The 26,199-nt window shown below is 68.5% G+C and carries 25 protein-coding genes; 22 read left to right on the forward strand and 3 right to left on the reverse strand.

Annotation, left to right across the window (positions count from 1 at the left end):
- Entirely contained in the window at window positions 1-468 is a 468-nt protein-coding gene (locus GO308_RS03455; protein ID WP_240883818.1) for a GNAT family N-acetyltransferase, read from the forward strand.
- A gap of 394 nt (window positions 469-862) precedes the next feature.
- On the opposite strand, the gene purB is transcribed toward GO308_RS03455, so the two are convergent.
- A complete protein-coding gene (gene purB, locus GO308_RS03460; protein ID WP_240883819.1) occupies window positions 863-2,161 on the reverse strand; it encodes an adenylosuccinate lyase in 1,299 nt (432 codons plus the stop codon).
- A gap of 216 nt (window positions 2,162-2,377) precedes the next feature.
- Between purB and GO308_RS03465 the strand changes: the two genes are divergently transcribed.
- Window positions 2,378-2,830 carry a hypothetical protein gene (locus tag GO308_RS03465; protein WP_066477378.1) on the forward strand — a complete coding sequence of 151 codons (453 nt, stop codon included), beginning with the start codon at window positions 2,378-2,380 and terminating at the stop codon, window positions 2,828-2,830.
- A gap of 148 nt (window positions 2,831-2,978) precedes the next feature.
- On the opposite strand, the gene radC is transcribed toward GO308_RS03465, so the two are convergent.
- Window positions 2,979-3,674, reverse strand: a complete 696-nt coding sequence (gene radC / locus GO308_RS03470; protein ID WP_066477380.1) for a DNA repair protein RadC — start codon at window positions 3,672-3,674, stop codon at window positions 2,979-2,981.
- A 103-nt stretch (window positions 3,675-3,777) separates the two neighbouring features.
- Between radC and GO308_RS03475 the strand changes: the two genes are divergently transcribed.
- From GO308_RS03475 to GO308_RS03550, 16 genes are all read left to right on the forward strand, one after another.
- Complete coding sequence (locus tag GO308_RS03475; RefSeq protein ID WP_240883820.1) at window positions 3,778-6,957, forward strand: YdbH domain-containing protein; 3,180 nt, start codon at window positions 3,778-3,780, stop codon at window positions 6,955-6,957.
- Between the two features lie 61 nt (window positions 6,958-7,018).
- Window positions 7,019-7,186, forward strand: coding sequence for a YnbE family lipoprotein (locus GO308_RS03480; RefSeq protein ID WP_240883821.1), 168 nt, complete (start codon window positions 7,019-7,021; stop codon window positions 7,184-7,186).
- Window positions 7,186-7,569, forward strand: a complete 384-nt coding sequence (locus GO308_RS03485) for a YdbL family protein (protein ID WP_066669886.1) — start codon at window positions 7,186-7,188, stop codon at window positions 7,567-7,569. The genes GO308_RS03480 and GO308_RS03485 overlap by 1 nt, the downstream gene beginning before the upstream one ends.
- A 206-nt stretch (window positions 7,570-7,775) precedes the next feature.
- Complete coding sequence (locus GO308_RS03490) at window positions 7,776-8,093, forward strand: AtpZ/AtpI family protein (RefSeq protein ID WP_066477387.1); 318 nt, start codon at window positions 7,776-7,778, stop codon at window positions 8,091-8,093.
- 46 nt (window positions 8,094-8,139) lie between these two features.
- The gene (locus tag GO308_RS03495) at window positions 8,140-8,931 is read left to right on the forward strand and encodes a F0F1 ATP synthase subunit A (RefSeq protein WP_066477388.1); all 792 of its coding nucleotides are present in this window, start codon (window positions 8,140-8,142) and stop codon (window positions 8,929-8,931) included.
- Window positions 8,932-8,992: 61 nt separating this feature from the next.
- The gene (locus GO308_RS03500) at window positions 8,993-9,220 is read left to right on the forward strand and encodes a F0F1 ATP synthase subunit C (protein ID WP_066477390.1); all 228 of its coding nucleotides are present in this window, start codon (window positions 8,993-8,995) and stop codon (window positions 9,218-9,220) included.
- A gap of 63 nt (window positions 9,221-9,283) precedes the next feature.
- Window positions 9,284-9,775: an ATPase gene (locus tag GO308_RS03505; protein ID WP_066477392.1), complete on the forward strand. Its 492-nt coding sequence runs from the start codon at window positions 9,284-9,286 to the stop codon at window positions 9,773-9,775.
- Window positions 9,768-10,325 carry a hypothetical protein gene (locus tag GO308_RS03510; RefSeq protein ID WP_240883822.1) on the forward strand — a complete coding sequence of 186 codons (558 nt, stop codon included), beginning with the start codon at window positions 9,768-9,770 and terminating at the stop codon, window positions 10,323-10,325. Before GO308_RS03505 ends, GO308_RS03510 begins: the two co-directional genes overlap by 8 nt.
- A gap of 84 nt (window positions 10,326-10,409) precedes the next feature.
- Window positions 10,410-10,736: a hypothetical protein gene (locus GO308_RS03515; RefSeq protein ID WP_066669873.1), complete on the forward strand. Its 327-nt coding sequence runs from the start codon at window positions 10,410-10,412 to the stop codon at window positions 10,734-10,736.
- A 227-nt stretch (window positions 10,737-10,963) separates the two neighbouring features.
- Window positions 10,964-12,898, forward strand: a complete 1,935-nt coding sequence (uvrC, locus tag GO308_RS03520) for an excinuclease ABC subunit UvrC (RefSeq protein ID WP_240883823.1) — start codon at window positions 10,964-10,966, stop codon at window positions 12,896-12,898.
- Window positions 12,899-12,978: 80 nt separating this feature from the next.
- Window positions 12,979-15,777, forward strand: coding sequence for a DUF3857 domain-containing protein (locus tag GO308_RS03525; protein WP_240883824.1), 2,799 nt, complete (start codon window positions 12,979-12,981; stop codon window positions 15,775-15,777).
- Window positions 15,778-15,823: 46 nt separating this feature from the next.
- The gene (locus GO308_RS03530) at window positions 15,824-16,780 is read left to right on the forward strand and encodes a polysaccharide deacetylase (protein WP_240883825.1); all 957 of its coding nucleotides are present in this window, start codon (window positions 15,824-15,826) and stop codon (window positions 16,778-16,780) included.
- On the forward strand, window positions 16,777-17,682 hold the full coding sequence (locus tag GO308_RS03535) for a GNAT family N-acetyltransferase (protein ID WP_240883826.1): 906 nt from the start codon (window positions 16,777-16,779) through the stop codon (window positions 17,680-17,682). The genes GO308_RS03530 and GO308_RS03535 overlap by 4 nt, the downstream gene beginning before the upstream one ends.
- 661 nt (window positions 17,683-18,343) lie before the next feature.
- Complete coding sequence (recO, locus tag GO308_RS03540) at window positions 18,344-19,075, forward strand: DNA repair protein RecO (RefSeq protein ID WP_240883827.1); 732 nt, start codon at window positions 18,344-18,346, stop codon at window positions 19,073-19,075.
- 231 nt (window positions 19,076-19,306) lie between these two features.
- Window positions 19,307-20,350 carry a 3-isopropylmalate dehydrogenase gene (leuB, locus tag GO308_RS03545; RefSeq protein ID WP_240883828.1) on the forward strand — a complete coding sequence of 348 codons (1,044 nt, stop codon included), beginning with the start codon at window positions 19,307-19,309 and terminating at the stop codon, window positions 20,348-20,350.
- An 8-nt stretch (window positions 20,351-20,358) separates the two neighbouring features.
- Window positions 20,359-21,477, forward strand: coding sequence for a glycosyltransferase family 2 protein (locus GO308_RS03550; protein WP_240883829.1), 1,119 nt, complete (start codon window positions 20,359-20,361; stop codon window positions 21,475-21,477).
- A gap of 86 nt (window positions 21,478-21,563) precedes the next feature.
- Here GO308_RS03550 and GO308_RS03555 read toward each other — a convergent pair whose 3' ends face one another.
- Window positions 21,564-22,820, reverse strand: coding sequence for a phospholipid carrier-dependent glycosyltransferase (locus tag GO308_RS03555; RefSeq protein ID WP_240883830.1), 1,257 nt, complete (start codon window positions 22,818-22,820; stop codon window positions 21,564-21,566).
- Between the two features lie 113 nt (window positions 22,821-22,933).
- Here GO308_RS03555 and GO308_RS03560 point away from each other — a divergent pair, with 113 nt between their 5' ends.
- From GO308_RS03560 to GO308_RS03575, 4 genes are all read left to right on the forward strand, one after another.
- Entirely contained in the window at window positions 22,934-24,139 is a 1,206-nt protein-coding gene (locus GO308_RS03560; protein WP_240883831.1) for an aminotransferase class I/II-fold pyridoxal phosphate-dependent enzyme, read from the forward strand.
- A 157-nt stretch (window positions 24,140-24,296) separates the two neighbouring features.
- Window positions 24,297-24,695 carry a Co2+/Mg2+ efflux protein ApaG gene (apaG, locus tag GO308_RS03565; protein WP_066477469.1) on the forward strand — a complete coding sequence of 133 codons (399 nt, stop codon included), beginning with the start codon at window positions 24,297-24,299 and terminating at the stop codon, window positions 24,693-24,695.
- Between the two features lie 157 nt (window positions 24,696-24,852).
- On the forward strand, window positions 24,853-25,644 hold the full coding sequence (locus GO308_RS03570) for a LysR family transcriptional regulator (RefSeq protein ID WP_066477471.1): 792 nt from the start codon (window positions 24,853-24,855) through the stop codon (window positions 25,642-25,644).
- Complete coding sequence (locus tag GO308_RS03575; RefSeq protein WP_066477474.1) at window positions 25,641-26,195, forward strand: GNAT family protein; 555 nt, start codon at window positions 25,641-25,643, stop codon at window positions 26,193-26,195. Before GO308_RS03570 ends, GO308_RS03575 begins: the two co-directional genes overlap by 4 nt.
- Window positions 26,196-26,199: the final 4 nt, after the last annotated feature.

The following is a 26,199-nucleotide window of genomic DNA, read 5'->3' on the forward strand; positions in this document are numbered from 1 at the left end:
GTGTCGCCGGAACTGACGATCCGGCGCGATGACCTGTCCAGTGCGGCGACGCGCGAGCTGCTGGCGCTGCATCTGGCGGGCATGCATGCCAACTCGCCTGCGGATGCGGTGTTCGCGCTCGACCTGACCGGGCTGCAGCGCCCGGACGTGCGGGTGTGGAGCGCGTGGTCGGGCGAGCACATCGCCGGCATCGGTGCGCTGAAGTTGCTCGGTGATGGCACGGGCGAGGTGAAGTCGATGCGGACGCATCCCGACTTTTTGCGGCGCGGGGTCGCGGCGGCGCTGCTGGAGCATATCATCGGCGAGGCGCGCGCCGGTGGCTGCCATCGGCTGAGCCTGGAGACGGGCAACGGTCCGGCGTTTGAGCCGGCGCTGGCGCTGTACCGGCGGCGGGGGTTCGTCGAGGGCGAAGCGTTCGGCGACTATCGGGCGAGCGCGTTCAACCAGTTCCTGCATCTGGCTTTGTGAGGGGTGGGTTGCTGGGTATCAAGCCGCGCCGAGTGTCAGATCGTGTCACCCTGATCCGCTAAGGCTGTGAGCCTGATTCGGAATGTGTATTTGATCAAGGAACGGGTGGCATTTTTACTCTCACCCCGGGCTCGACCCGGGGTCCCGCTCCTTCTCGCGCGGGACCAGGCAGCGGGACCCCGGCTCAAGGCCGGGGTGACGAGGAGGAATGGGCTAGATTTTGCAACGATGTCTATTCCCGGACGGCCTGTCAGGATGAGCGGGACAATTCAGTTATCATCCAAGTGTAGGCTGTTGCCTCGCGGCGTGGCGGAGCCACGCCGTCGGTCGGCACTTGCGTGCCGCCGGCCGGGCTGACGCTGAAACGCGGATTTGCGGCGGCAAATCCGCTGCGTCAGCCGAACACCCGCTCAAAGATCGTGTCGACGTGCTTGAAGTGGTAGCCGAGGTCGAACTTGTCCTCGATCTCCGCCGGGGTCAGCGCGGCGGTGACGTCAGGGTCGGCCTTGAGCAGGTCGAGCAGTGACAGCGCGCCGTCGCTTTCCCAGACCTTCATCGCGTTGCGCTGAACGAGGCGATAAGCGTCCTCGCGGCTGACGCCCGCCTGCGTCAGCGCGAGCAGCACGCGCTGGGAGTGGACGAGGCCGCCCATCTTGTTGAGATTCTTTTCCATCCGTTCGGGATAGACGACGAGCCTGTCCATCACCCCGGTCAGCCGGGCGAGCGCGAAGTCGAGGGTGATGGTCGCATCCGGGCCGATATAGCGTTCGACCGAGGAGTGGCTGATGTCACGCTCGTGCCACAGTGCGACATTCTCCAGCGCAGGCGTCACATAGCCGCGGACCATGCGGGCGAGGCCGGTCAGGTTCTCGGTCAGCACCGGGTTGCGCTTGTGCGGCATCGCCGACGAACCCTTTTGCCCCGGCGAGAAATATTCCTCCGCCTCGAGCACTTCGGTGCGCTGGAGGTGGCGGATTTCGGTCGCCAGCCGCTCGATCGAGCTGGCGATGACGCCAAGCGTGGCGAAGAACATCGCGTGGCGATCGCGCGGGATCACCTGGGTCGAGACGGGTTCGATGCCGAGTCCCATCTTGGCGGCGACATGCGCTTCGACGCGCGGGTCGATATTGGCGAAGGTGCCGACCGCGCCGGAGATCGCGCAGGTCGCGACGTCGGCGCGTGCGGCGACCAGGCGGGCGCGGTTGCGGTCGAACTCGGCATAGGCCTGAGCGAGCTTGAGGCCGAAGGTGACGGGTTCGGCGTGGATGCCGTGGCTGCGCCCGATCGTGGGGGTGAGCTTGTGCTCATAGGCGCGGCGCTTGAGCACCGCGAGCAGCTGGTCGAGATCGTCGATCAAGAGGTCGGCGGCACGCGCCAGCTGGACCGCCAGACAGGTGTCGAGCACGTCGGAGCTGGTCATCCCCTGGTGCATGAAGCGCGCTTCGGGGCCGACATGTTCGGCAACGTTGGTCAGGAAGGCGATGACGTCGTGCTTCACCTCCGCCTCGATCGCGTCGATGCGCTCGACCTCGAACGCGCCGCGTTCCCAGATCGCGGCAGCGGCTTCGCGCGGCACGACGCCCAGTTCGGCGAGCGCATCGGTTGCGTGCGACTCGATCTCGAACCAGATGCGGAACCTGGCTTCGGGCGACCAGATCGCGGCCATGGCCGGGCGGGAATAGCGGGGAACCATGCGGGCTCTTTCGTTCGCGGGGGCGGGGACGGCAATCGTCTCACCGCAGATAGGCCCCGGATCCGGGACGAGGCGCGCGGTATCAAGGATGAGCGGTCGGTTCAACTTGGTTCCAGGGGAACGAAGAAAATCCTGAGCTGTTGCATTTGGGCACGTCGCGTCGGGAAGCATGGACAGATCCCGGACGACCTGTCGTAAAAATCTGGAGTATTTACAATGCTTAAGACCCTTATTCTCGCCAGCGCGGCGCTGGTTGCCGCCCCGGCGCTCGCCCAGGACACGACCACCCAGGATACCGCCACCCAGTCGCCCGCGACCGAGTCGACCGCGCCCGCGCAGCAGAACGCACCGGCCGCCCCGACCACGGCCGACAGCACAAGCGCACAGACGTCGGCGACCGCGCAGGCCGCGGGTCCGGACCAGATCGCGCAGATCGTCGAAACCGAGTTTCCGACCTATGACAAGGATTCGTCGAGTGACCTGAACCAGGAAGAATTCGGCGCGTGGATGGTGGCGCTGCGCACCGCGAGCGAGCCCGGCGTCAATGCGCAGTCGGCCGAAGTCAAGACCTGGACCGGCCAGGCGTTCGCCTCAGCCGATGCCGACAAGTCGAGCACGGTGACCAAGGCGGAGCTGACCAGCTTTCTGAGCAAGGGTCAGGCTTCGTAATCCATCCTTCTCCCCCCTCCGGGAGTTCTACGGTGTGCCGCCGGGGTTTACGCCCCGGCGGTACGTTTTTGTCATGTGCGTCGGGATTGGCGTGCGCCCGCGGTTGCGCCCAGCCAGTGTTCGGGCACCGGGGCTCCGTTCGGCCCGATCAGAGCAGGCCGAGCGTGCGCAGGCTGGAATGGCCCGACGCGCCGACGATCAGGTGATCGTGGAGCGTGATGCCGAGCGGCCTGGCGGCGTCGGCGATGCGGCGGGTCAGGTCGATGTCGGCGCGGCTGGGCGTCGGATCGCCGCTCGGGTGATTGTGCACCAGGATCAGTGCCGCCGACCCGAAATCGATCGCGCGGCGGATCACCTCGCGGACATAGACCGGGGCCTCGTCGATCGAGCCCTCGCTCATCAGTTCGTCGCGGATCAGCATGTTGCGGGTGTTGAGGTGAAGGACGCGGAACCGCTCGATCGCATGATGCGCCATGTCGGCATGGAGATAATCGAGCAGGGCCTGCCAGTTCGCCAGGACCGGGCGCTCGGCGGTCGAAGCCTTGAGCAGGCGCAGCGCCGCGGCATGCGCGACCTTGAGCGCGGCGGCGCTGGTCTCGCCCATGCCGGGCACGCGCTGGAGCGCGACGCCATCGGCGCTCAGCAGCCCGGCAATGCCGCCGAATTCGGCGAGCAGCGCCTTGGCCAGCGGCTTGGTGTCACGCCGGGGGATGGCGAGCGCGAGCAGATATTCGATCAGCTCATGGTCGAGCAGCGCGTCGCCGCCATGATCGAGCAGCCGCCCGCGCAGCCGTGCGCGGTGGCCGGCGGCATGGTCGGTCGCGGAAGGCGGATCGTCGCGCATCGGAGGCGAGCCTAGCGCGGGCGGGGCGGACGGCGCAATCGCGCCGCTTGACCGGTTGATGTCGCCGCCGCAACGTCCGCGCGAGTTGGGAGTTTGATGCGGCGTGACGGCGGAACAAGACGAAGGGCCGGGTGACGTCGCGCCACGGGTGCGGCGACGCCGGATGAGCTGGTCGCGCCGCCGTCGCGCCGCTTCGGCCGCGCTGGTGCTGGTCGCGGCGGCGGGGCTGGGGCTGTGGACCCAGCGTCGTCCGATCGCCGACGAGCTGATCCGGCGCGAGCTGGTCCGCGCGGGCGTGCAGGCGAGCTATCAGGTCCGCGACATCGGCTTTGCGCGCCAGCGGCTGACCGATGTCGTCATCGGCGATCCGAAGCGCCCCGACCTGACCGCCGACTGGGTCGAAGTCGAAACGCGGGTGCGTTTCGGCACGCCGGAGATCGTCGGCGTGCGCGCCGGCCGTGTCGTGCTGCGCGGCGCGTGGCGCGACGGCCGCATCAGCCTGGGCGCGATCGACGCGCTGCTACCCGCGCCGAGCGGCCGGCCGATCGAACTGCCGACACTCGACATATCGGTGGCGGATGCGCGCATCCGGCTCGACACGCCCTATGGCCGGATCGGCATCGCGATGACCGGCGCGGGGCGCGTGCGCGACGGCTTTCGCGGCCGGGCCGGGATGTTCGCCGACACGCTGGCGGCCGGTGATTGCCGCGCCCGCACGCTCCGCGCGACGCTGGCGGTCGCGATCGACGCCGGCGAACCGCATGTGACTGGCCCGGTGCGAGCCGCGGCGGCGGGGTGTGCGGGGGTGGCAGTCGCCCAGCCGGAGGTCGCGGTCGACGCGGTGCTGGGGAACCGTTTCGACCGCTGGCAGGGTCGCGCCGACGTTCGCGCCGCGAGGGTGGCGGCCAGCGCGGGCGCGATGCGGGGCGTCACGGGCGCGGCGCGATTTTCGGGCGGGCCGGCGCGGACCGAGGGCACGTTGCGGCTGATGGCGGCGGGCTTTGCGGGATCCGGCGCGCGCGGCGAGCGGCTTGGCATCGACGGGCGCTATCGCGTCGGCCGCGGCGGATGGGCGTTCGACGGCAGCGCGTCGGCGGCGCGGATCGACCCGGGCGCGCAACGCCGCCAGCAGGTCGCCGCACTGGCGCGCGCGGGGGCGGGCACCCCGGTCGCGCCGTTGCTCCACCGGCTGGGCACGGCGCTCCTGCGCGCCACGCAGGGCGTGTCCGCCGAGGCGATCGTGGCGGCGGCCGGACGGGGAAATGCGGGTGCGGTGACGATCGCCCGCGCCGGCCTGTCCGCGCCGACGGGGGCAAGCGTGTCGCTGAGCGGCGGCGAGGGCGTGCGCTATGCCTGGCCATCGGGTGCGATCGCGGCATCGGGGCGGGTCGTCCTGGGCGGCGGGGACCTGCCGGATGCGGTCGTAAGCTTTACGCGCAATCCCGCGAGCGGCGCGGTCAGCGGCGTTGCCGACATGGCGCCCTATGCCGCCAGCGGCGCGCGGCTGGCGCTGCGCCCGATCGCGTTTCGCATCGACGGGGCCACCGGGACGGCGCGCACCGTCGCCACGTTGAGCGGGCCGTTTTCGGGCGGGCGGATCGACGGGCTGAGCCTGCCCGTCACCCTGAGCTGGCGGGGCGGACTGTTCACCGTCGGGCCGCAATGCGTGCCCGCCCGTTTCGAGCGGCTGGTCGTGTCCGCGCTGACGCTCGACCCGGCGATGCTGCGCGTGTGCCCGGTGGACGGGGCGCTGGCGCGCTTTGGCGGCGGGGCGATCGGCGGCGGGATCGCGGCCGACCGGGTCGCGCTGAGCGGGCGGATCGGATCGACGCCGGTCACGCTGGCGGCGGCGCGCGCGACATTCGGGCTGAGGGGGGCGGCGTTCACCGTGGACGACGTCGCGGCGCGGCTGGGCGCGCCGGAGCGGGTGACGCGGCTGGACCTGGCGGAGCTTGAGGGGCGCGTTGTCGGGGGCGAGGCGATGGGTCGCTTCGCGGGCGGGACGGGCCAGATCGCTGCGGTGCCGCTGGCGATGTCGCAGGCCGCGGGCGACTGGCGCTTTGCGGGCGGCAGGCTGGATGTGACCGGCGCGATGCGGATCGACGACGCGACCGACGCGCGACGCTTCGAAACGGTGGCGACGCGCGACTTCGCGCTGACAATGGCGGGCAACCGGATCGAGGCGACGGGCACGCTGAGCGGCCCCGTGACCGGGATCGAGGTGGCCGATGTGACGATCCGCCACGACCTGGCCACCGGCACGGGCGATGCCGCGATCGACGTGCCGGGGGTGCGTTTTGCGACCGACGGCCTGCAGCCCGCCGCGCTGACCCGGCTGGCGCTGGGCGTCGTCGCCGATGTCGAGGGGGTCGTGACCGGCCGCGGCCGCATCCGCTGGTCGCCCGACGGGGTGGACAGCGACGGCGTGTTCGCGACGCGCGACCTGAACCTGGCGGCGGCATTCGGCCCGGTGACGGGGCTAAGCGGCGAATTGCGCTTCACCGACCTGCTCGCGCTCGAGACCGCGCCCGGCCAGACCGTGGCGCTGGCACAGGTCAATCCCGGCATCGCGGTGACCGGGGGACAGGTCACCTATCGCCTGTTGTCGGGCCAGCGGGTCGCGATCGACGGCGGGCGCTGGCCGTTTGCGGGCGGCGAGCTGGTGCTCGAGCCGACCGTGCTCGATTTTTCGACCGCGCTGCCCCGGCGGATGACGTTCCGCGTCGTCGGCGTGAACGCGGCCGGATTCCTCCAGCAGTTCGATTTCAAGAACCTCAACGCGACCGGCGTGTTCGACGGCGAGCTGCCGATGGTGTTCGACGCCAGTGGCGGGCGGATCGAGAATGGCCGGCTGACCGTGCGCGAGGGTGGCGGCAGCATCGCCTATGTCGGCGAGCTGTCGGAGGAAGACCTGGGCACCTGGGGCAATTTCGCGTTCCAGTCGCTCAAGTCGATTCGCTATCAGCAGCTGACGCTCGACCTCAACGGGCCGCTGGCGGGCGAGATGGTGACCGAGATCAGCTTTGCCGGGGTCAGCCAGGGCGAGGGGACGAAATCGAACTTCCTGACGCGGCGGCTGGCGCGGCTGCCGCTGGTGTTCAACGTGCGGGTGACCGCACCCTTCCGCCAGTTGCTCGATTCGGTACAGTCGCTCTACGACCCAAGCCGGCTGGTGGAGCGCAACCTGCCGCAGCTGATCGAGCGGCAGCAGAATGCGGTGCCGGACGCGCCGCGCGACGTTCAGCCCCGCGAAAGCGACGCCATGCCAGAGAGGAGCCAGTGACGTGATGAGATGGACAGGGGAAATAGGCGCAGGCTGGCGCAGGACGCCACGGGTCGGCGCTGTGACGGCCCTGTTGTCGACGGGGCTGCTGGCGGGGGGATGCGTGACGGTGAATGCGCCGGACAAGCCGATCGTCATCAACCTGAACATCAAGATCACGCAGGACGTGGTGTATCGACTGGATGGCGACGCGAAGTCGCTGATCCAGCAGAACCAAGGAATATTCTGATGACCAAGCGACTGAAGATGATCCTGGCCGCGGGCATGATGGCGGCGATGGCGACGGCCGGCACCGCGCTGGCGCAGCGCGACCCGGCCTATCAGGCAGCGCGCAGCCAGGGCTTGGTCGGCGAGCAGGAGGACGGCTATCTGGGCATCGTCGGCACCGCGTCCGCCGATGTCCGCGCGCTCGTCCAGGACATCAACATCAAGCGCAAGGCCGCCTATACCCGGCTGGCGACCCAGCAGGGCGCGACCGTCGAGCAGGTGGCGTTCGTTTCCGGGTGCAACCTGATCGCGCAGACGGCGCCGGGCGAGAAATATCGCGCGCCGGATGGCAGCTGGCAGACGCGGGGCGCCGGCGCGCCGGTGCGTGACGCACGCTGTGTGTGAGCGCGCGGGGGCGCGGCGACAGGGTCGCGCGCGCCCCTTGACCGCGCCGTTGGGTTCACTAGCCTTTGGGGCAGGTCGTCCGCCGCCTCCCCAGGGATGGTTGACTCGATCGCCCGGCATTCCTAAACGGCGCCTGCCTTGGCGGGTTCGCCGACCGGCATTCTTTACCCTGTCGCTCGCGTTTCCCGGACGATCAGGAGGAAGGCATGGCGGAGAACGAACCCGGACCGGAACCCCTTGAGGAGGATGCCCGCCTGCGGGCGCTCGACGAGCGCCTGGCGCGGGCACGAACCGAAGAGGCGGTCAGAACAGGGGCGGCGCGCGAGGCCGAGGGCGGGCAATACCGCATGGGCAATCGCGTGCTGGCCGAGCTGATCGGGGGGATGGTCGGTGGCGCGGTGATCGGTTGGGTAATCGACCAGTTCGCCGGCACCAGCCCCTGGGCGCTGCTCGTGATGCTGGCCCTCGGGGTCGTCGTCGCGTTCAGGAACATCATTCGGATTTCGAGCCGGCCGCCGGAGTAACCCGCGGTCGTCATATCGGGCAGAGGCCCAAGGGAAGACCGGCGAAGTGGCAGAAGCAGGCAAGATCGATCCGATGTCGCAGTTCCGGATCGAGCCGGAATTTGGCGGGGCGTTCGAGCTGTTCGGCCAGCAGATCGCGTTCACCAACAGCGCGGCGTTCATGGTCGCGGCGCTGATCGTCCTGTGGGTGTTCATGCTGGGCGGCATGAAGCGCGAAGTCGTGCCGGGCCGCTGGCAGATGATGGTGGAGGGCTTCACCGGCTTCATCCACAATCTGCTGAGCGCCAATATCGGGCATGCGGGCAAGAAGTACCTGCCCTATGTCTTCACGCTGTTCATGTTCATCCTGTTCGCCAACCTGCTCGGCCTGCTGCCGCTGGGGCTGTTCGGGGTCCATCCCTTCACCTTCACCAGCCATTTCACCGTCACCGGCGTGCTGGCGATCCTGAGCTTCTCGATCGTGCTGATCGTCGGCTTTGCCCGCCATGGTCTGCGCTTCTTCAGCCTGTTCGCGCCCAAGGGCACGCCGCTGCCCGTGCTCGTCCTGGTCGCGCCGATCGAGTTCGTGTCGTTCATGGTGCGCCCGTTCAGCCTGGCGCTGCGGTTGTTCGTGGCGATGACCGCGGGGCATATCCTGTTGAAGGTGCTGGCCTATTTCATCGTCAACGCGGCCAATACCGGCGCGGGTACCGGCCTGATCGTCGGCATCCCCAGCTTTGCGCTGATGGTCGGCGTATCGGCGCTGGAAGTGCTGGTCGCGGGCGTCCAGGCCTATGTCTTCGCGCTGCTGACCTCGCTGTACATCAACGATGCCGAGCATCTGCACGATCATCATTGATCGCGCGCCACGATTTCGAGTTTTCGCTTTTCTTTCAACGGTTTTTCGCAAGGAGTTTATAATGGACGCTGATTCGATCAAGCTGCTGGGTGCCGGTCTCGCCGCGATTGGCGCGGGCCTCGCCGCGGTGGGCGTGGGCAACGTGTTCGCCGCCTTCCTCGAAGGCGCGCTGCGCAACCCGTCGGCCGCCGCCAGCCAGCAGGGCAACATGTTCATCGGCTTCGCCGCCGCCGAGCTTCTGGGCCTGCTCGCCTTCGTCGTCGCGGTGCTGCTGATCTTCGTCGCGTAACGCGCGCCGACGAAACGTCACGGGCCGGGACGATCCCGGCCCGGCTTGTCCGGGAAATGCTGAATGCCGCAGATCGACCAGATCGCTGAGACCTTTGCCAGCCAGTTCTTCTGGCTCATCCTGACCTTTGGCCTGGCCTATCTGGTGATCGGCCGGGGCATGGTGACCAAGGTTCAGGCGACGATCGACGACCGCGATGCCCGGATTGCCGGCGACCTTGCCACCGCCGAAGCCGCCCGCCGCGAGGCGGACGCGGTCGAGGAACGCTGGCGGGCGCAGGAAAATGCCGCGCGCGAGGCGGTTCAGGCGCGCATGGCCGACGCCCGCGCCAAGGCGGCGGCGGAGACCGAGGCGCTGCTGAAGGCGAGCGATGCCGAGCACCAGGCGCGGATCGCCGAGGCCGAAGCGCGCATCGCCACGGCGACCCGGAGCGCCACGACCGAGCTGGAGGCGCTGTCCGCCGAACTCGCCCGCGATATCGTCGCGCGCGTTTCGGGTGCGACCGTGAGTGAGGATGTGGCGCGTGGCGCCGTGAAGGCGGTGATCCATGGCTGAAGCTGCAACCCATTCGACCGGCACCCATTCGACCGGCACCGAAGTGCCGCATGCGTCGCCGACTGCGCTGCTGCTCGACCCCACTGGCTGGGTGTCGCTGGCGATGGCGGTGTTCATCGCGATCCTGTTGTGGAAGGGCGTGCCCCGCCTGATCGGCGGGATGCTGGACGGCCAGATCGCCGCGATCCGCAACCGGCTGGACGAGGCGCGGACGCTGCGCGAGGAAGCCGAGAAGCTGCGCGACGAATATGCGCGCAAGATCGCCAATGTGGAGCAGGAAACCGCCGCGATGGTGGCCAATGCCGAAGCGGAAGCGGCGGCAGTGCTGACGCGCGCCAAGGCGGATGCCGCCGAGCTGGCGGCGCGGCGCGGGCGCATCGCCAAGGACAAGATCGCGGCGGCCGAGCGCCAGGCGATCGCTGATATCCGTGCGACCGCGGCCAATGCGGCGGCACGGGCGGCGGCGACGATCATCGCCGACCATCACGGTGCCGACGCCGATCGCGCGCTCGTCGACCGCACGATCGCGGGGCTGAACCGGGTCAACTGATCGCTTGCGGCGCGCCCGCGCGCGCGGCAGTGTCGGCGCAACCGGGCCCGCGACTCGCGCGGCGCCCGCACCGGAGATTTTCGCATGCGCCTCGCCCTTCGCCTGTCCCTGATCGCGCTGTCGACCGTTGCGCTGCCTGCCGCCGCGCAGGACATGGACCATTCGCAGCACGCTGCGGCGACGACGCCCGCGGCTGCGTCGCGGCTCAGCCTGGAAACCCCGATCGAGACGATCGCGGCCGATCCGGCGGGCAAGGCGGCGCTGGAAGGCGGATTGCCGGGCATCACCAGCCACCCGTCCTATGACATGTTCAAGGCGATGACGCTGAAGGACCTGCAGCCAATGTCGGGCGGGCAGATCACCGACGAGACGCTGGCGAAGATCGCGGCGGAGCTCGCCAAGATCAAGTAAGCGGGTTCCTGACCGACCGCCCGTCATCCCGGGCCTGGTCCGGGGCCAGGACGCGTGAGCCGCGCGGGTGTTTCGCCGTGCGTCGGCGGGCGCGCGTGGATGCCGGGTCACGTCCGGCGTGACGGGACTGCTGGCATAATCGCACTATGCCTGGGGAGCCATTCGGGTCGCGGTCGCCCTTCCGCGCCCTAGCCATCGGGTGCACCGCCGCCTAGATCACGTCGACGATGTCGCAGCCCAATTCGCCCGATCGCTTCAACGAAACCGCCGCGACTTATGCCGTGCGAGGCTCCGACGCGCCTGACCTCGATGCCGGCGTGGCGGCGATCCGCAACGTCGTGAAAACGTTGCCGGTGCGGCCCGGCGTCTATCGGATGCAGGATGCGCGCGGCGACGTCTTGTATGTCGGCAAGGCGCGGGCGCTGAAGAACCGCGTCACCAACTATACCCAGGTCGGCCGGCTGTCGAAGCGGTTGCAGCGCATGGTCGCGCAGACGCGGTCGATGACGATCGTCACCACCAACAACGAGGCGGAGGCGCTGCTGCTCGAGGCGCAGCTGATCAAGCGGTATCGCCCGCCCTACAACGTCCTGTTGCGCGACGATAAGTCGTTCCCGTTCATCCTGTTGCGCGGCGACCACGACTTTCCGCGCGTTCAGCTGCATCGCGGCGCGCGGCGGGCGAAGGGCAATTATTACGGCCCGTTCGCGGGGGCGGGGCAGGTGCGCAAGACGCTGAACGCGCTCCAGAAGCTGTTCCTGCTGCGCAGCTGCACCGACGGTTTCTTCAACAGCCGCGACCGGCCGTGCCTGCTCTATCAGATCCGCCGCTGTTCGGCGCCGTGCGTCGACCGCATCGACGCGGCGGGCTATGCCGAGCTGGTCGCGGATGCCAAGGACTTCCTGGCCGGCAAGTCGACCAAGGTGCAGGAAAAGCTGGGCCAGCAGATGCAGGCGGCGGCGGAAAACCTGGATTTCGAGCTGGCCGCCGTGCTGCGCGACCGGCTGAAGGCGCTGACCTATATCCAGGGCAGCCAGGCGATCAATGCCGACGGGGTGGGCGACGCCGACATCTTTGCGCTCGCCTGCAAGAGCGGCGTGATGGGCATCCAGGCCTTCTTCATCCGCGGCGGCCAGAATTGGGGGCATCGCAGCTTCTTTCCCGCGCACACCCAGGACGTGCCCGAGGACGAGGTGCTCGCCCAGTTCCTGATGCAATTCTATGAAGAGGTGCCGCCGCCGCGCAACGTGCTGGTCGACCGCGAGCTGGCCGAGGGACCGCTGCTCGCCGAGGCGATGGCCGAGCGTGCCGGGTTCAAGGTCGCGCTGTCGGTGCCGCAGCGCGGCGCCCGCCGGCGGTTGATGGACCAGGCGACGCGCAACGCGGTGGAGGCGCTCGACCGGCGGCTGGCGGAGGGGACGACGCAGGCGAAGCTGCTGCGCGAGGTCGCCGAGCTGTTCGACCTGGCCGAACCGCCGCAGCGCATCGAAATCTATGACAACAGCCATATCCAGGGCACGCACGCCTTGGGCGCGATGGTGGTGGCGGGTCCCGAGGGGTTCCTGAAGAACCAGTATCGCAAGTTCAACATCAAGCGGTCGGAAACGACGCCGGGCGACGATTTCGCGATGATGCGCGAGATGCTGTCGCGCCGGTTCAAGCGCGCGCAGGACGAGGACCCCGACCGCGAGGGCGATCGCGACGGCAATGGCTGGCCCGACCTGGTGCTGATCGACGGCGGGCGCGGGCAGCTGAATGCGGTGCGCGAGGTGCTGGAGGAGCTGGGCATCGAGGATGTCTGCCTGGTCGGCGTCGCCAAGGGGCCGCATCATGGCCGCGAGGGGCGCGAGGTGTTTCACCTGATGGACGGGCGCGAGTTCCAGCTGCCGGTCAATTCGCCGGTGCTGTTCTTCCTCCAGCGGCTGCGCGACGAAGCGCACCGCTTCGCGATCGGCGCGCATCGCCAGAAGCGCGCCAAGGCGATCGGCGCTAGCCCGCTCGACGAAGTGCCCGGCATCGGTCCGGCGCGAAAGAAGGCGCTGCTGATGCATTTCGGCACCGCCCGCGCCGTGCGTTCGGCCAGCCTGGAGGACCTGAAGAAGGCACCAGGCGTCAGCGCGGCGGTGGCGCAACAGGTGCATGATTTCTATCACAGCCGGTGACGCACCCGTAACAAAGCATCTTGGCGTCCTTCATCGATGCCCCTAGCGTGACCATCGGGTCGAAAAAAACGGGGCTTTGTATGATGTTGCGTGGGGTGGCGGTCGTGGCCGCGCTGGTGCTGGCCGCGGGGCCGGCATGGGCGGGGGAGTCGGTGATCTATGCCCCCGCGCCCGAATGGGTGAAGGCGGCGGAATTGCCCGAGCGCGAGACGAAGGCGCAGGCCGGGCCGCGCTTCGTGATCTTCGATCAGCAGCATCGTCTGTCCGCTGGCGAGCGGTGGCAGTATTTCGATAGCGCGCAGCGCGTCGCGTCGACCGAGATGCTGAAGGAAGTCGGCACGCTCGCGATCAACTGGCAGCCCGAAAGGGGCGACCTGCGCGTGCACCGGCTGGAGATCATCCGCCGCGGCGAAGTGATCGACCTGTTGAAACAGGGCCAGAAGTTTCAGGTGCTGAAGCGTGAGCCCGGGCTCGAGCAGCAATGGCTCGACGGCCAGTTGACCGCGACGCTGGCGATCGAAGGGCTGCGCGTCGGCGATATTCTGAGGTTTGCGGCATCCATCACGTCAGCCGACCCGGTGCTCGGCAAGCATGTCGAGACCGTGCTGCCGTTGCTGCCCAAGCCGCTTCAGATCAGCTTCGGTCGCGCGCGGCTCGTGTGGGACGATAGCGTCCAGCTGACGACCAGGACCTATGTCGACGGCGTGACCCTTGCCCCGCCCCGCTCGACGGGCGGGCTGCGCGAGGTCGAAGTCACGCTGCCCATTGCCAAGCTGCCGGAGATTCCGGGGGATGCACCGGTGCGTTTCCAGCCGCTGCCGATCCTCGAAGCAAGCGATTTTGCGAGCTGGTCCGACCTGTCGCGCCTGATGGCGCCCTATTACCAGACGAATGCCGCGATCACGCCCGATGGCGCGCTGGCCAAGGAGGTCGCGCGGATCAAGGCGCTCAGCGCCGATCCGCGCGTTCGCGCCGCGAAGGCGCTGCAGGTCGTGCAGGACGAGGTGCGATACCTGTATCGCGGCATGGATGGCGGCAATTACCGGCCCCAGGCACCCGAGCAGACCTGGTCGTTGCGTTATGGCGACTGCAAGGCCAAGACGCTGCTGCTGCTTGCAATGCTCGACGCGCTGGGGATCGAGGCGGAGCCGGTGCTGGTCAATTCCAGGCTGGGCGACGGATTGCCGGGGCGGTTGCCGAGCGCGGGTGCGTTCGACCACGTGATCGTTCACGCCCGGATCGACGGCAAGTCGCTGTGGCTGGACGGCACGATGAGCGGCCAGCGGCTGGAGGATATCGAGGACATCCCGTTTTTCCGGCACGTCCTGCCGCTGCGTGGCGAAGGGGCTGAGCTGATCGAAATGCCGGGTCGCCCCCGCGTCCGGCCCGACATGGCCGTCGTCTTTGAGGTCGACGACAGCGCCGGGGTCCAGTTTCCCGAGCCGTTTACGATCGAGGTCGGCTATCGCGGCGATATCGCGGTCAAGCTGGAACAGGCGCGATCTCAGGTCGGTAACGAGGAACTGGCCAAGATCGTCGAGCAGCTGATCAAGCCGTTCGTCGAGTCTGGCACGATCACGCGCCACGCGATTCGTTATGATGCAGCGTCCGGGATCGCCACCGCGCGGGCGGAGGGGATCGCCTATTCCGACTGGTCGCAGCGGGGTGATCGGTGGACGGTGCCGATCGGGCTGGTCGACAAAGCTTTGAAATTCGATCCCGACCGCGGTCGAGCCGCCTGGAAAAACCTGCCGGTGGTGGTGGGGCCGCCCGGCAAGGTCGAATCCACCGTCCGGATCAAGCTGCCGACCGGGGCGGGATCGACGGGTCTGGAGGGCGCACTGACGACCGACGTGACGGTGGCGGGCTCGCGATGGCGGCGCGAAACCGCGTCGGAGGGACAGTGGCGGGTCGTCGAAGAAGAAAGCGAAACGCTCGAACCCGAAATCGCGGCCGCCGAGATCGGGCGAACCAAGGATGCGGTCGCGCAAGTCAAAGCTGCGGCTGTCCGAGCGTTTGTCGTCGATCCAAAGCCACGCTGGCAGCACGTTGCCGAGGCCAAGGGTACGCGGCGCTTCGACGCGATCCTGACCGGCTATGCCACCGACATCGCCGAAACACCCGATGAGGCCAGGCCCTATTACAACCGGGCATGGTTCAAGTCATCGATTTACGACTGGGCGGGCGCGCTCGCGGACATGAACCGCGCGATCGAAATGGAACCCAGCACCGACTATCTGCTCGAGCGCGCCAATATTCATCGTGCGCTGGCCCAGGACGAACAGGCTCTGGCCGATGTTCAGGCTGCGCTGGAGCTCGAACCCGGATCGCGCGCGGCGATTTCACGTCTGGTGGTGCTTGAGGAATTGGCGCCGCCATCGGACACGCTGGATTTGATCGGCGATCGGGCCAGTGCATCGAGCGACGAGGGTCGGGCGTTCTTGCGAATCAAGGCGCAGTTGTTGTCGCGGATGAACGATCCCGACGGCGCGATCGCCGCTTTGACCGCGGCGATCGAGGCCAGCCCGAACAGCGACAGTTTGCTGAACGAGCGATGCTGGTTGAAGGGTTTGATGAACGTTTCGCTCGACACGGCCATGGTCGATTGCAACCGTGCGATCGAGCTGGGCCGCGCCCCGTCGGCCGCTCTGGACAGCCGCGCGCTGATCCATCTGCGCATGAACGACCTGGATCGCGCGCTGGCGGATCTCGACGCCGCGCTCAAATTGGCACCCGATCAGGCCAGCAGCCTCTATCTGCGCGGCATCGTTCGGAAGTTGAAGGGTGAGCGGGCGCAGAGCACGGCGGATTTGGCGGCGTCACGGCTGATCTGGCCGCGTATCGACGCGGAAATGGGTCGATGGGGCGTCAAGCCGTAAGCCGGCGCTGACGGAATCTTCACGCCCGTCCGGTAGGGGCGGCTGCATGGCCACGCCCGTTTTCCTGACCGTCGATACCGAGCTGATGTGGCGGCACCATGCCGCCGGGCTGCCGCTCGACGAGATGGCGCGGCGGTCGCTGGAGCCGGCGGGGGTCGGCGTCGGCTGGCAGCTGGAGCAGCTGGCCGCGCATGGGCTGAAGGCGACGTTCTTCGTCGATCCGATGCCGGCGCGGGTGTTCGGGATCGAGCCGATCCGGCGCGTGATCGCCGCGATCCTGGCGGCGGGGCAGGAGGTGCAGCTGCACCTGCATCCCAACTGGACCGGCGCGCGCGCCGATGATGCGGGCGCGAGCCATGCGTCGTTCGAGCTGATCGACTATGCCCAGGACGAACAGCGCGATCTGATCGCCACCGCCGCCGATTTGCTGGTCGAGGCCGGCGCGCCGGTGCCGGTCGCATTTCGCGCCGGCAGCTATTCGGCCAATGACGCGACGCTGGCGGCGCTGGCCGAACTCGGCTTTGCCTATGACAGCAGCCATAATGGCTCCGAACACCCTTGGCCGAGCGCGATTGGCCTGCCGCCGCGCCGCATCGCGCCGGTCGCGCATCAGGGTGTGATCGAGGTGCCGGTGACGCTGATCGAGGACCGGCCGGGGCATCTGCGCCATTTCCAGATCTGCGCGCTGTCGGCGGGCGAAATGGCGGCGGCGCTCGATCATGCAGCGGCCCAGGAGCATGCGGCGGTGACGATCGTCAGCCACGGCTTCGAGCTCGCCAATCGCGCGGGCACGCGGGCCAATGGCGTGCATGTCCGCCGCTTCGTCGCGCTGTGCGAGATGCTGGCGGCGCGGCGCGAGTCGCTGCCGACGGTTCATTTCGCGGATCGGCCCGCATTGCGACTGGACCGCGACGACGCGCCGCTTTCGCCCGACCTGCTTCGCACGACGCGGCGGCGGGTCGAGCAGCTGTGGTCCAACTGGGTCGAGGAGCGCGCGGCGTGAGCGACGCGATCCGCCTGCCGCTCAAGTTCCAGATCGGCGCGCGCACGCTGGCGGCGGTGCACCGCCCGCTGGTGCGGGTGTCGCTGAGCCTCGACGACGCGATCGCCACGCGGCTGCCGATGCTGCCGCCGCTGCCGGCCGGCGCGCAGGGCTGGCTGGTGACGTCGCTGCCAGTGGCGCTCGCGGAGGATGTGCGCGGCCTGATGGGCGGGATGCTGGCGTTCGAGCGGCAGCGTTACACGCGCTATTACGTCGATCTGACGATCGGCGCGGACGCGTGGCTCGCGGCGCTGTCGGCGAGCACGCGATCGGCGACCAAGCGCAAGGAAAAGCGCGTCGCCGCGCGATCGGGCGGGGGGCTGAAGGTGACGCGCCACGCGACCCCGGACGAGATGGTTGCATTCCATCCGCTCGCCCGCGCCATCGCCGCGCGCACCTATCAGGAGCGGTTGCTGGCCGCCGGACTGCCCGACACGCCCGCGTTCCGCCAGTCGATGCTGTCGCGCGCGGCGGCGGGACAGGTGCGTGCATGGCTGCTCCATATCGATGACCGGCCGGCGGCCTATCTTTATTGCCCGGTGGTCGCGGGCGACGTGATCTACGAGTTTCTGGGCCACGACCCCGATTTTGCCGAGCTGTCGCCGGGATCGGTGCTGCAGGTCGCGGCGCTGCGCGACTTGTTTGCGGAGGGCGGCCTGAAGCGCTTCGACTTCACCGAGGGCGAGGGCCAGCACAAGCGCCAGATGGCGACCGGCGGGGTGCAGTGCGTCGACCTGCTGCTGCTGCGCCCGACGCTGGCGAACCGTGGGGTGGTGGCGGCGATCGCCGGCTTCGACCGCGCGGTGGCGCTGGGCAAACGGGTGGTAGGGGGTGGCGCGGCACGGTGGCTGCGGCGGGGGTAGGGTGTGACGTCATAGAAGCGGTTGGTCAGACAATGACGCAATTTGCCGCCGTCGCAACGGCCAGCGATATTGCTCAACAAACGACGCTTCGGCCGAGCGTTTTCACCGTCCTTAGAATGGAGGATGTATGGTTTCGATTAATCTTCTTTTTGGAATTGCAGGTTCCATTGTATCCTTCACGCAATCGCCCTTAACGGCCCCGCCAGTTCCCGCTAAACCTTCTGAAGCACCCCTAGTCGGCGAAATCCGTAAGACTGGGACAGGCAGCTCCACTCTAGTCCGCGTCAATATCGATAATAAGGGAAAGGCGTTTGACTGCACAGTGGTGGAAGCAAGCGGTTCTACCTTTCTGGACGAGAAGGCTTGCGAGATAGTGACGAATACTTCAAAGTTCCGTCCAAGTACGAATAGCAAGGGTGAGACTGTTCCAGCATACGGTACGAAAATCCGCATCCGATGGAACATCGGGGAATAGGGATTCTCGTCTTTTGATGGACGCTCCCAGTGTAGCTGCGTTGGGAACAGCTATTCTGCTTCCCACTCAAATCCAGCCGTAATCCTGACGCTCCGTAAGCACTCAATAACGAGACCTTTACGTCACATTGCTTGCCCGCCCTCACCCGACATTCCCTCACCACCGCGCGCGCGCTAAGCCGTCGCCATGCACCTGTCCGCCCCCGCCATCGTCCTGACCGTGCGTGCGCATGGGGAGCATGGGGCGGTGGTGCGGGCGATGACCGAGGGGGCGGGGGTGCTGCCCGGCTATGTGCGCGGCGGGCGGTCGACGCGGTTGCGGCCGGTGTTGCAGCCGGCGAACGCGATCACCGGCGAGTGGCGGGCGCGGACGGATGCGCAATTGCCGGCGCTGACCGTCGAGCTGGTGCACAGCCGCGCGCCGTTGTTCGAGGAGCCGCTGGCGGCCGCTGCGCTCGAATGGGTGACGGGGCTGACCGCGCTGGCCCTGCCCGAGGGGCAGCCCTATCCGCGGCTGCATGCGGCGCTGAACGGGGTGATCGGCGCGATCGAGGCGGCGCCGGCGGCGCGGGGCTGGGCGGTGGCGCTGGTGCGATACGAGTTGCTGGTGCTGGCCGAGCTGGGCTTTGGCCTCGACCTGTCGCAGTGCGTGGCGACGGGCGACCGCGACGAGCTGGCGTTCGTCAGCCCCAGGAGCGGCGGCGCGGTGAGCCGGGCGGCGGCGACGGGGCATGAGGCGCGGCTGTTCGCGCTGCCGCCGTTTTTGCTCACGGGGGGCGCGGCGGGATGGCCGGATATTCTGGACGGGCTGAAGTTGACCGGGCATTTCCTGGCGCGCGACGTCCTGACCGATCGGCGGGCCGATGTCCTGGCGGGGCGCGAACGGCTGGTCGAGCGGATCAAGCGGGCGGCGGGGTGAGGCTCGGCCCGACAGGCCCCACCCCAACCCCTCCCCTGAAGGGGAGGGGCTTTGCGCTTCCCTCCCGTCACCCCGGGCTTGACCCGGGGTCCCGCTGCCTCTTAGGCCGCGCGACATAGCGGGGCCCCGGGTCAAGCCCGGGGCGACGGATTCAGGGGTAAGTGCGCGCAATGGCGTTCGAAGTGCTTGCCCTCCTCTTGGGCATGCGCGCGGGGAGTGGGGAAAGCAGGCATGGCATTGATCGCGGTACTCGCAGGCGACGGCATCGGGCCGGAAGTGACGGCAGCCGCCGTGCGCGTGCTGAACACGCTGGGGCTGGGTCTCACCTTCGAGGAAGCGCCGGTTGGCGGGGCGGCCTATGCGGCGAACGGGCATCCGTTGCCGCCGGCGACACTCGATCTGGCCCGGCGGGCGGACGCGATCCTGTTCGGCGCGGTCGGCGATCCGCGCTTCGACACGGTCGAGCGGCGGCTGCGCCCCGAACAGGCGATATTGGGCCTGCGCGCCGAATTGGGGCTCTTCGCCAATCTGCGCCCCGCGCGGTTGATGCCGGGGCTGGAGGAGGCCTCCGCGCTGCGCCCCGAAGTCGCGCGTGCCATCGACCTGCTGATCGTGCGCGAGCTGAACGGCGACGTCTATTTCGGCGAGAAGGGGATGCGCACCACGCCCGATGGCCGCCGCGAAGGTTATGACGTGATGCGCTATGCCGAGGACGAGGTGCGGCGCATCGCGCATGTCGGGTTCCGGGCCGCGATGGGGCGCCAGCAGCGGTTGTGCTCGGTCGACAAGGCCAATGTGCTGGAAACCAGCCAGTTGTGGCGCGACGTCGTGATCGAGGTCGCGGCCGAATACCGTCAAGTCGAGCTGAGCCACATGTATGTCGACAATGCGGCGATGCAGCTGGTGCGCAATCCCGGCCAATTCGACGTGATCCTGACCGGCAATCTGTTCGGCGACATCCTGTCGGATCAGGCGAGCATGTGCGTGGGGTCGATCGGGATGCTGCCATCGGCCTCGCTCGATGCGGCGGGCAAGGGGCTGTATGAGCCGATTCACGGCTCCGCCCCCGACATTGCGGGCCAGGGCAAGGCCAATCCTTGCGCGGCGATCCTGTCGGCGGCAATGCTGCTGCGCCATTCGCTGGGCGAGGCCGCGGGGGCGGACCGGATCGAGGCGGCGGTGGCGGCGGCGCTGGCCGGCGGCGCGCGGACCGGCGATCTGGGCGGCGCGCTGTCGACCGGGGCGATGGCCGACCGGATCATCGAGCAGCTTTGAGGGCGGGGGTGAGCGCGCCCCTGACCCTCGCGGTCGTCGTGCCCGTGTTCAACGAACGCGGCAATGTCGCGCGGCTCGTCGATCGGTTGGCGGCGGTACTTGGACCGGACGGGTGGGAAGCGATCTTCGTCGATGACGACAGCCCCGACGGCACGGCGGGCGCGGCGCGCGAGTTGGCGCGGGTCGATCCGCGCGTGCGGGTGATCCAGCGCATCGGCCGGCGCGGGCTGGCGACCGCGTGCATCGAGGGGATGTGTGCGACCGCAGCGCCGCTGGTGGCGGTGATCGACGGCGACCTGCAGCATGACGAGGCGCTGCTGCCCCGGATGCGCGACCTGCTGAACGCCGATCCGGCGCTCGATCTGGTGATCGGATCGCGCTTCATGCCCGGTGGGGGCACCGGCGACTGGGATCGCGACCGCATCGCCAAGTCGCGGCTGGCGACGCGGCTGGCGCGCGCGGTGCTGAAGGCCGAGCTGACCGATCCGATGAGCGGGTTCTTCATGATCCGCAGCGCCGTTGTGCGCGCGCTGGTGCCGCGCCTGTCGGGCATCGGCTTCAAGATCCTGCTCGACATCCTGACCTCGGCAGCGCGGCCGCTGAGATTTGTGGAGCTGCCCTATGTGTTTCGCGCGCGCGTCGAGGGCGAGAGCAAGCTCGACCATGTCGTCGCGCTCGAATATCTGATCGCGCTCTATGACCGGCTGCTCGGCTGGCTGGTGCCGGTGCGCTTTGCGATGTTCGCCAGCGTCGGCGCACTGGGCGCGGCGGTGCATCTGGGCGTCCTGTCGCTGCTGCTGGCGGTGAGCGACGCGCGCTTTCTGACCGCGCAGATTGCCGCGACGCTGACCGCGATGACCTTCAACTTCCTGCTCAACAACGCGCTGACCTATCGAGAAAAAAGGCTGCGCGGGGCGCGGGCGCTGATCGGCGGCTGGCTGTCCTTCTGCACGGTGTGCGCGGTGGGGGCGGTGGCCAATGTCGGCGTGGCGGAGTTTCTCTATACCGCGCGGCAGGGCAATTGGGCGCTGTCAGCGCTGGCGGGGATCGCGGTGGCGGCGGTGTGGAATTTCGCGGTATCGTCGCGCTTCACCTGGGGCCGCTATGGCCGGCGGCGGAGTGTGTGAGGGGGAAGCGGGACCCCGGGTCAAGCCCGGGGTGACGAAGCGTAACGAGCCCGGTTTTGCAAGGATGTCTCTGTTCGCGCGCCAGCTCACCGCCAGCTGTCGAACCACATCCACTTCTCGAACCCGCGCGCGTCGGGCAGCGCGGCCCCTGACAGGATCGGGTAGAACCACGCGAACAGCACCGCGCTCAACGCGACGAACAGGAAATCGATCTCGCGCCGCCGCCCCCGTGCGAAGCGGTGGAACACGCCCGCCAGCACCGCGCACAGGATCAGCGCGGACAGGTGGTAGTAATAATAAAATCCCAGCGACTTGGGGATGACGATCCATATCGCGAGCGACGCGATCCAAGCCAATGCCAGCCAGCGTTCGCGCGCGCCCGCCCACAGCCCCGCCGCGACCGCGATCAGCCCGCCCCACATGATCGCGGGATTGCCGACCAGCAGCACGCCGCGCTGCACACCGTCGGTATCGGGTTCGTAGAAATACCAGATCGGGCGCAGGATGAGCGGCCATTGCCACCAGCGCGACTGATAGGTGTGCGGGGCGAGGATTTGCGTCTGCTGGCGGTACATGTCGAGCTGGAACGGGATCAGCCGGGCAAGCGTCAGCGGATCGCGCGCATAGAAGAACGCCGGCGCGAACGTCAGGAGATAGGTGGCGATGCTGACCCCGCCGAGCAGCGCGAGCGACGCGGTCAGCGGCATGCCCCCGAAACGCGCGCCCGGCCGGCGCGTGCGCAGGGTGCGGTCCTGCACCGCGCATGCGACCAGCACGGCGCAGGCCATCGCCACATAGGGGATCGCCGCCCATTTGACCGCGACCGCGAGGCCCCAGAGGATCGCCGCAACGCCGAGGCGGATGGCAGCCACCCGGGGCCGGCGCGCCTGCAACGCCCACAGCAGCGCCGCGGCGGCGAGCATGACGAACGCGCCGAGAAACGCCTCGAGCATGCCGGTGCGCGCATGCACGAACAGCAGCTGGTTGAGCATCGCCAGCAAGGCGCCGAGCGCGGCGGTGCGCACCCGGCGGTAGGTCAGCCAGAGCAGCGCGTAGATCGCCAGCACGCTGAGCGTCCCCGCCAGCGTCGATGCCGCGCGCCAGCCCACCGGATTGTCGCCGAACCCGGCGATGCCGAGCGCGATCAGCGCCTTGCCGAGCAAGGGGTGTTCGGTGTTCCACGGCTGTTCGAGCGCGAGCAGCACGCGGGCGGCGGCGACATAATGGCTTTCGTCGAAGACCAGGCGCGCCGGCTGGCCGAGATGGATGGTGAACAGCAGTTGCGCCGCAAGTGCGAGCAACAGCGCGGTCAGCATCGGATGGTCACGCAGGCGGGCGATCATGGCGGCGGGCTCTAGCGCCCCGACGCGCCGGGAGCCAGCGCGCTTGTCCCGAATTGCGTCGGGGGCCGCAGCGATGCTTGCGTCCGCCGCTTTGCCCCGGCAAAGCAGGGCGCATGAAGCGCAACACCGGCCAAAATCGCGCGATCACGCGCCACTGGCGTCCCGCGACCCGGGCGGTGCGCGGTGGTACCGCGCGCAGCGAATATGGGGAGACGTCGGAGGCGCTGTTCCTGACCTCCGGCTATGCCTATGACTGCGCGGGCGACGCGGCGGCGCGCTTTGCCGGCGACCAGGCGGGCATGACCTATTCGCGGCTGCAGAATCCGACGGTCGAAATGCTCGAACAGCGCATCGCGCTGATCGAGGGAGCGGAGGCGTGCCGCGCGACGGCGAGCGGCATGGCGGCGATGACCGCGGCGCTGCTGTGCCAGCTTCAGCAGGGCGACCATGTCGTCGCGGGCCGCGCGCTGTTCGGGTCCTGCCGCTGGCTGACCGATACGCTGCTGCCCAAATTCGGCATCGCGACCACGATCGTCGATGCGCGCGATCCCCAGCAGTTCGCCGACGCCGTCCGGCCGGAAACCAGGGTTTTCTTCTTCGAAACCCCCGCCAATCCGACGATGGACATCGTCGACCTGGCGGCGGTGTGCGGCATCGCGCGCGAGCGCGGCATCGTGAGCGTCGTCGACAATGCCTTTGCCACGCCTGCATTGCAGCGGCCGATGGAATTCGGCGCGGACGTCGTCGCCTATTCGGCCACCAAGATGATGGACGGGCAGGGCCGCGTGCTCGCGGGCGCGGTGTGCGGCAGCGAGGATTTCATCACCAACACGCTGCTGCCCTTCACCCGCAACACCGGGCCCACGCTGAGCGCGTTCAATGCCTGGGTGGTCCTGAAGGGGCTGGAAACGCTGGACCTGCGCATCCGCCGCCAGTCGGAAAATGCGCTCGCCGTGGGGCGCTTCCTGGAAGGCCGCGTGCCGCGCATCCTGCATCCCGGCCTGTCCAGCCACCCGCAGCACAATCTGGCGATGCGCCAGATGGATATGGCCGGGTGCATCTTTGCCTTCGAGGTCGCCGGACGCGCGCAGGCGCACGGCCTGCTCGACGCGCTCGAGCTGATCGATATTTCCAACAATATCGGCGATTCGCGCTCGCTGATGACGCATCCCGCGTCGACCACGCATTCGAGCGTGGCGGAGGAGAAGCGGCTGGAGATGGGCATCGGCGAGGGGCTGCTGCGCCTGAATGTCGGGCTGGAGGACCCCGCCGACCTGATCGACGACCTGGACCGCGCGCTGAAGGCGGTGGGGCTGTGAATTCCCTAACTTGTCTCTTTGATCCGTTCGCTTCGAGCCCTTCGACTGCCCGAAGGGCGGGCGCTCAGGATAAACTTCCGCCAGTGGCGGAAGTCGAGAAGCGTATCTCGACTTCGCTCGATACGAACGGTGCCGTTTTACTCCGCAGGGCGCCACAATGAAGGCGCTGTTCGGCGACGTCGCGGAAACACGCGGGATCATCGTCCGCGTCGCGGTCAGTTTCCTGCCCGAACAGTCGGAGCCCGATCGCGGCCGCTGGTTCTGGGCCTATCATATCCGCATCGAGAATGACGGCGCGCTCGCCGTTCAGCTGCTCACCCGCCACTGGACGATCACCGACGGACGCGGTGCGCGCCACACGGTCGAGGGTGAGGGCGTCGTCGGCGAGCAGCCGCTGATCGCGCCGGGCGGCAGCTTCGACTATGTCTCGGGATGCCCGCTGTCGACGCCTTCGGGGTCGATGCAGGGCAGCTATCACATGCTCGCCGAGGACGGGTCGACCTTTGACGTCGCCATCCCCAAATTCGCGCTGATCGCGCCGACGGTGGCGGGATGAGGGGCGAGGTGGGCGTCGTTCCTGTTCAAAGCCGGCCAAACCACACGTCGTCCCGGCGGAGGCCGGGACCTCTGGCAAATGGAGCGCCCAGGTTTGCCCAAGGTCCCGGCCTCCGCCGGGACGACGCTGTTCCCATGTGCAATCGGGGGGCGAACCCATGAAGCGCACGCACTTGCCCCTGAACGGCCTGCGCGTGCTCGATGCGGCCGCCCGGCATCTGTCGTTCACCCGCGCCGCCGATGAGCTGGCGGTGACGCCAGCCGCGGTCGGCCAGCAGGTGCGCGCGCTGGAGGACACGCTGGGCGTCGTGCTGTTCCGCCGCACCGCCAAGGGGCTGGAACTGACGCCGGAGGGCGAGGCGGGCCTGAATGCGCTGCGTTCGGGCTTCATCCAGTTCGAGGAAGCGGTGCGGGCGATGCAGGCGGGGCAATCGTCCAAATCGCTGACCATCGCCGCGCCGCGCGACTTGACCCAAAAATGGCTGATGCCGCGCCTGGCCGAGATCGCCGCGAGCGACGGCGACATCCGCTTTCAGCTGATTGCCGCCGACGAACCCGTCGAATTCACCGAAGCCAATATCGACCTGGCGATCCGCTGGGGCGAGGGACCGGGCGAGCATGAGGGCGAGGCGCTCGAGTCCGACGGGATGGTAACCGTCGAACGGCCGGGCGGCGGGGCCGATACCCGGATTTCGTGGCCGGGATGCCTGTCGGAAGACGCGGTGTCGCTGGTGCGGGTCGGCGATGCGGGGCTGGCGATCGAGGCGGCAGCGGCCGGGCTGGGCCGCGCGACCGTGCCCGAATTGCTCGCACGGGCGGATCTCGCCGCTGGGCGCGTGGCGATGATCGGCACCCCCAAGCCGTTCGCGCGCGGCTACTGGCTGGTCGCGCCCCTGCCGCAATGGCGCCAGGCCAAGGTCAAGGCGCTGGTCGATCGGCTGGCGCAGTGACCGATACGCCGGTGTTCGAGACCAAGCGCCTGCGCCTGCGCCCGATCACCGCCGACGACGCGACCGCGCTGCACCCCGTGCTCAGCGATGCGCAGGCGATGCGCTATTGGTCGCGCGCACCCACCACTTCGGTCGCCGAGACGCGCGCCTATATCGATCCGGCGCGGCCCGCGCATGGCTGGCGGTGGTGGGCGATCACGCTCAAGCCGTTCGACTTCGCCATCGGCTGGGTATCGGTGGGCGAGCGCCGGCAGGGCGGGGTTGCCGAAATCGGCTATATCCTGGCGCGCGAGCATTGGGGACGCGGCATCGCGCGCGAGGCCGTGCGCGTGGTCATCGACCATTTGTTCGACGTGGAGGAACATCGCCGCGTCTTTGCCGACACCGATCCCGAGAACGCCGGATCCTGCCGGCTGCTCGAGCAACTGGGCTTCACGCTCGAGGGGCGGCTGCGCGGCGAATGGGAAACGCATATCGGGGTGCGCGACAGCCTGATCTGGGGCCTGTTGCGCGAGGAGTGGCAGCCGGGCCGGTCGATGTCACTGGGGTAGGTGA

Source organism: Sphingomonas sp. SFZ2018-12, from assembly GCF_022496715.1.
In the GTDB taxonomy this organism is placed as follows: Bacteria; Pseudomonadota; Alphaproteobacteria; order Sphingomonadales; family Sphingomonadaceae; genus Sphingomonas.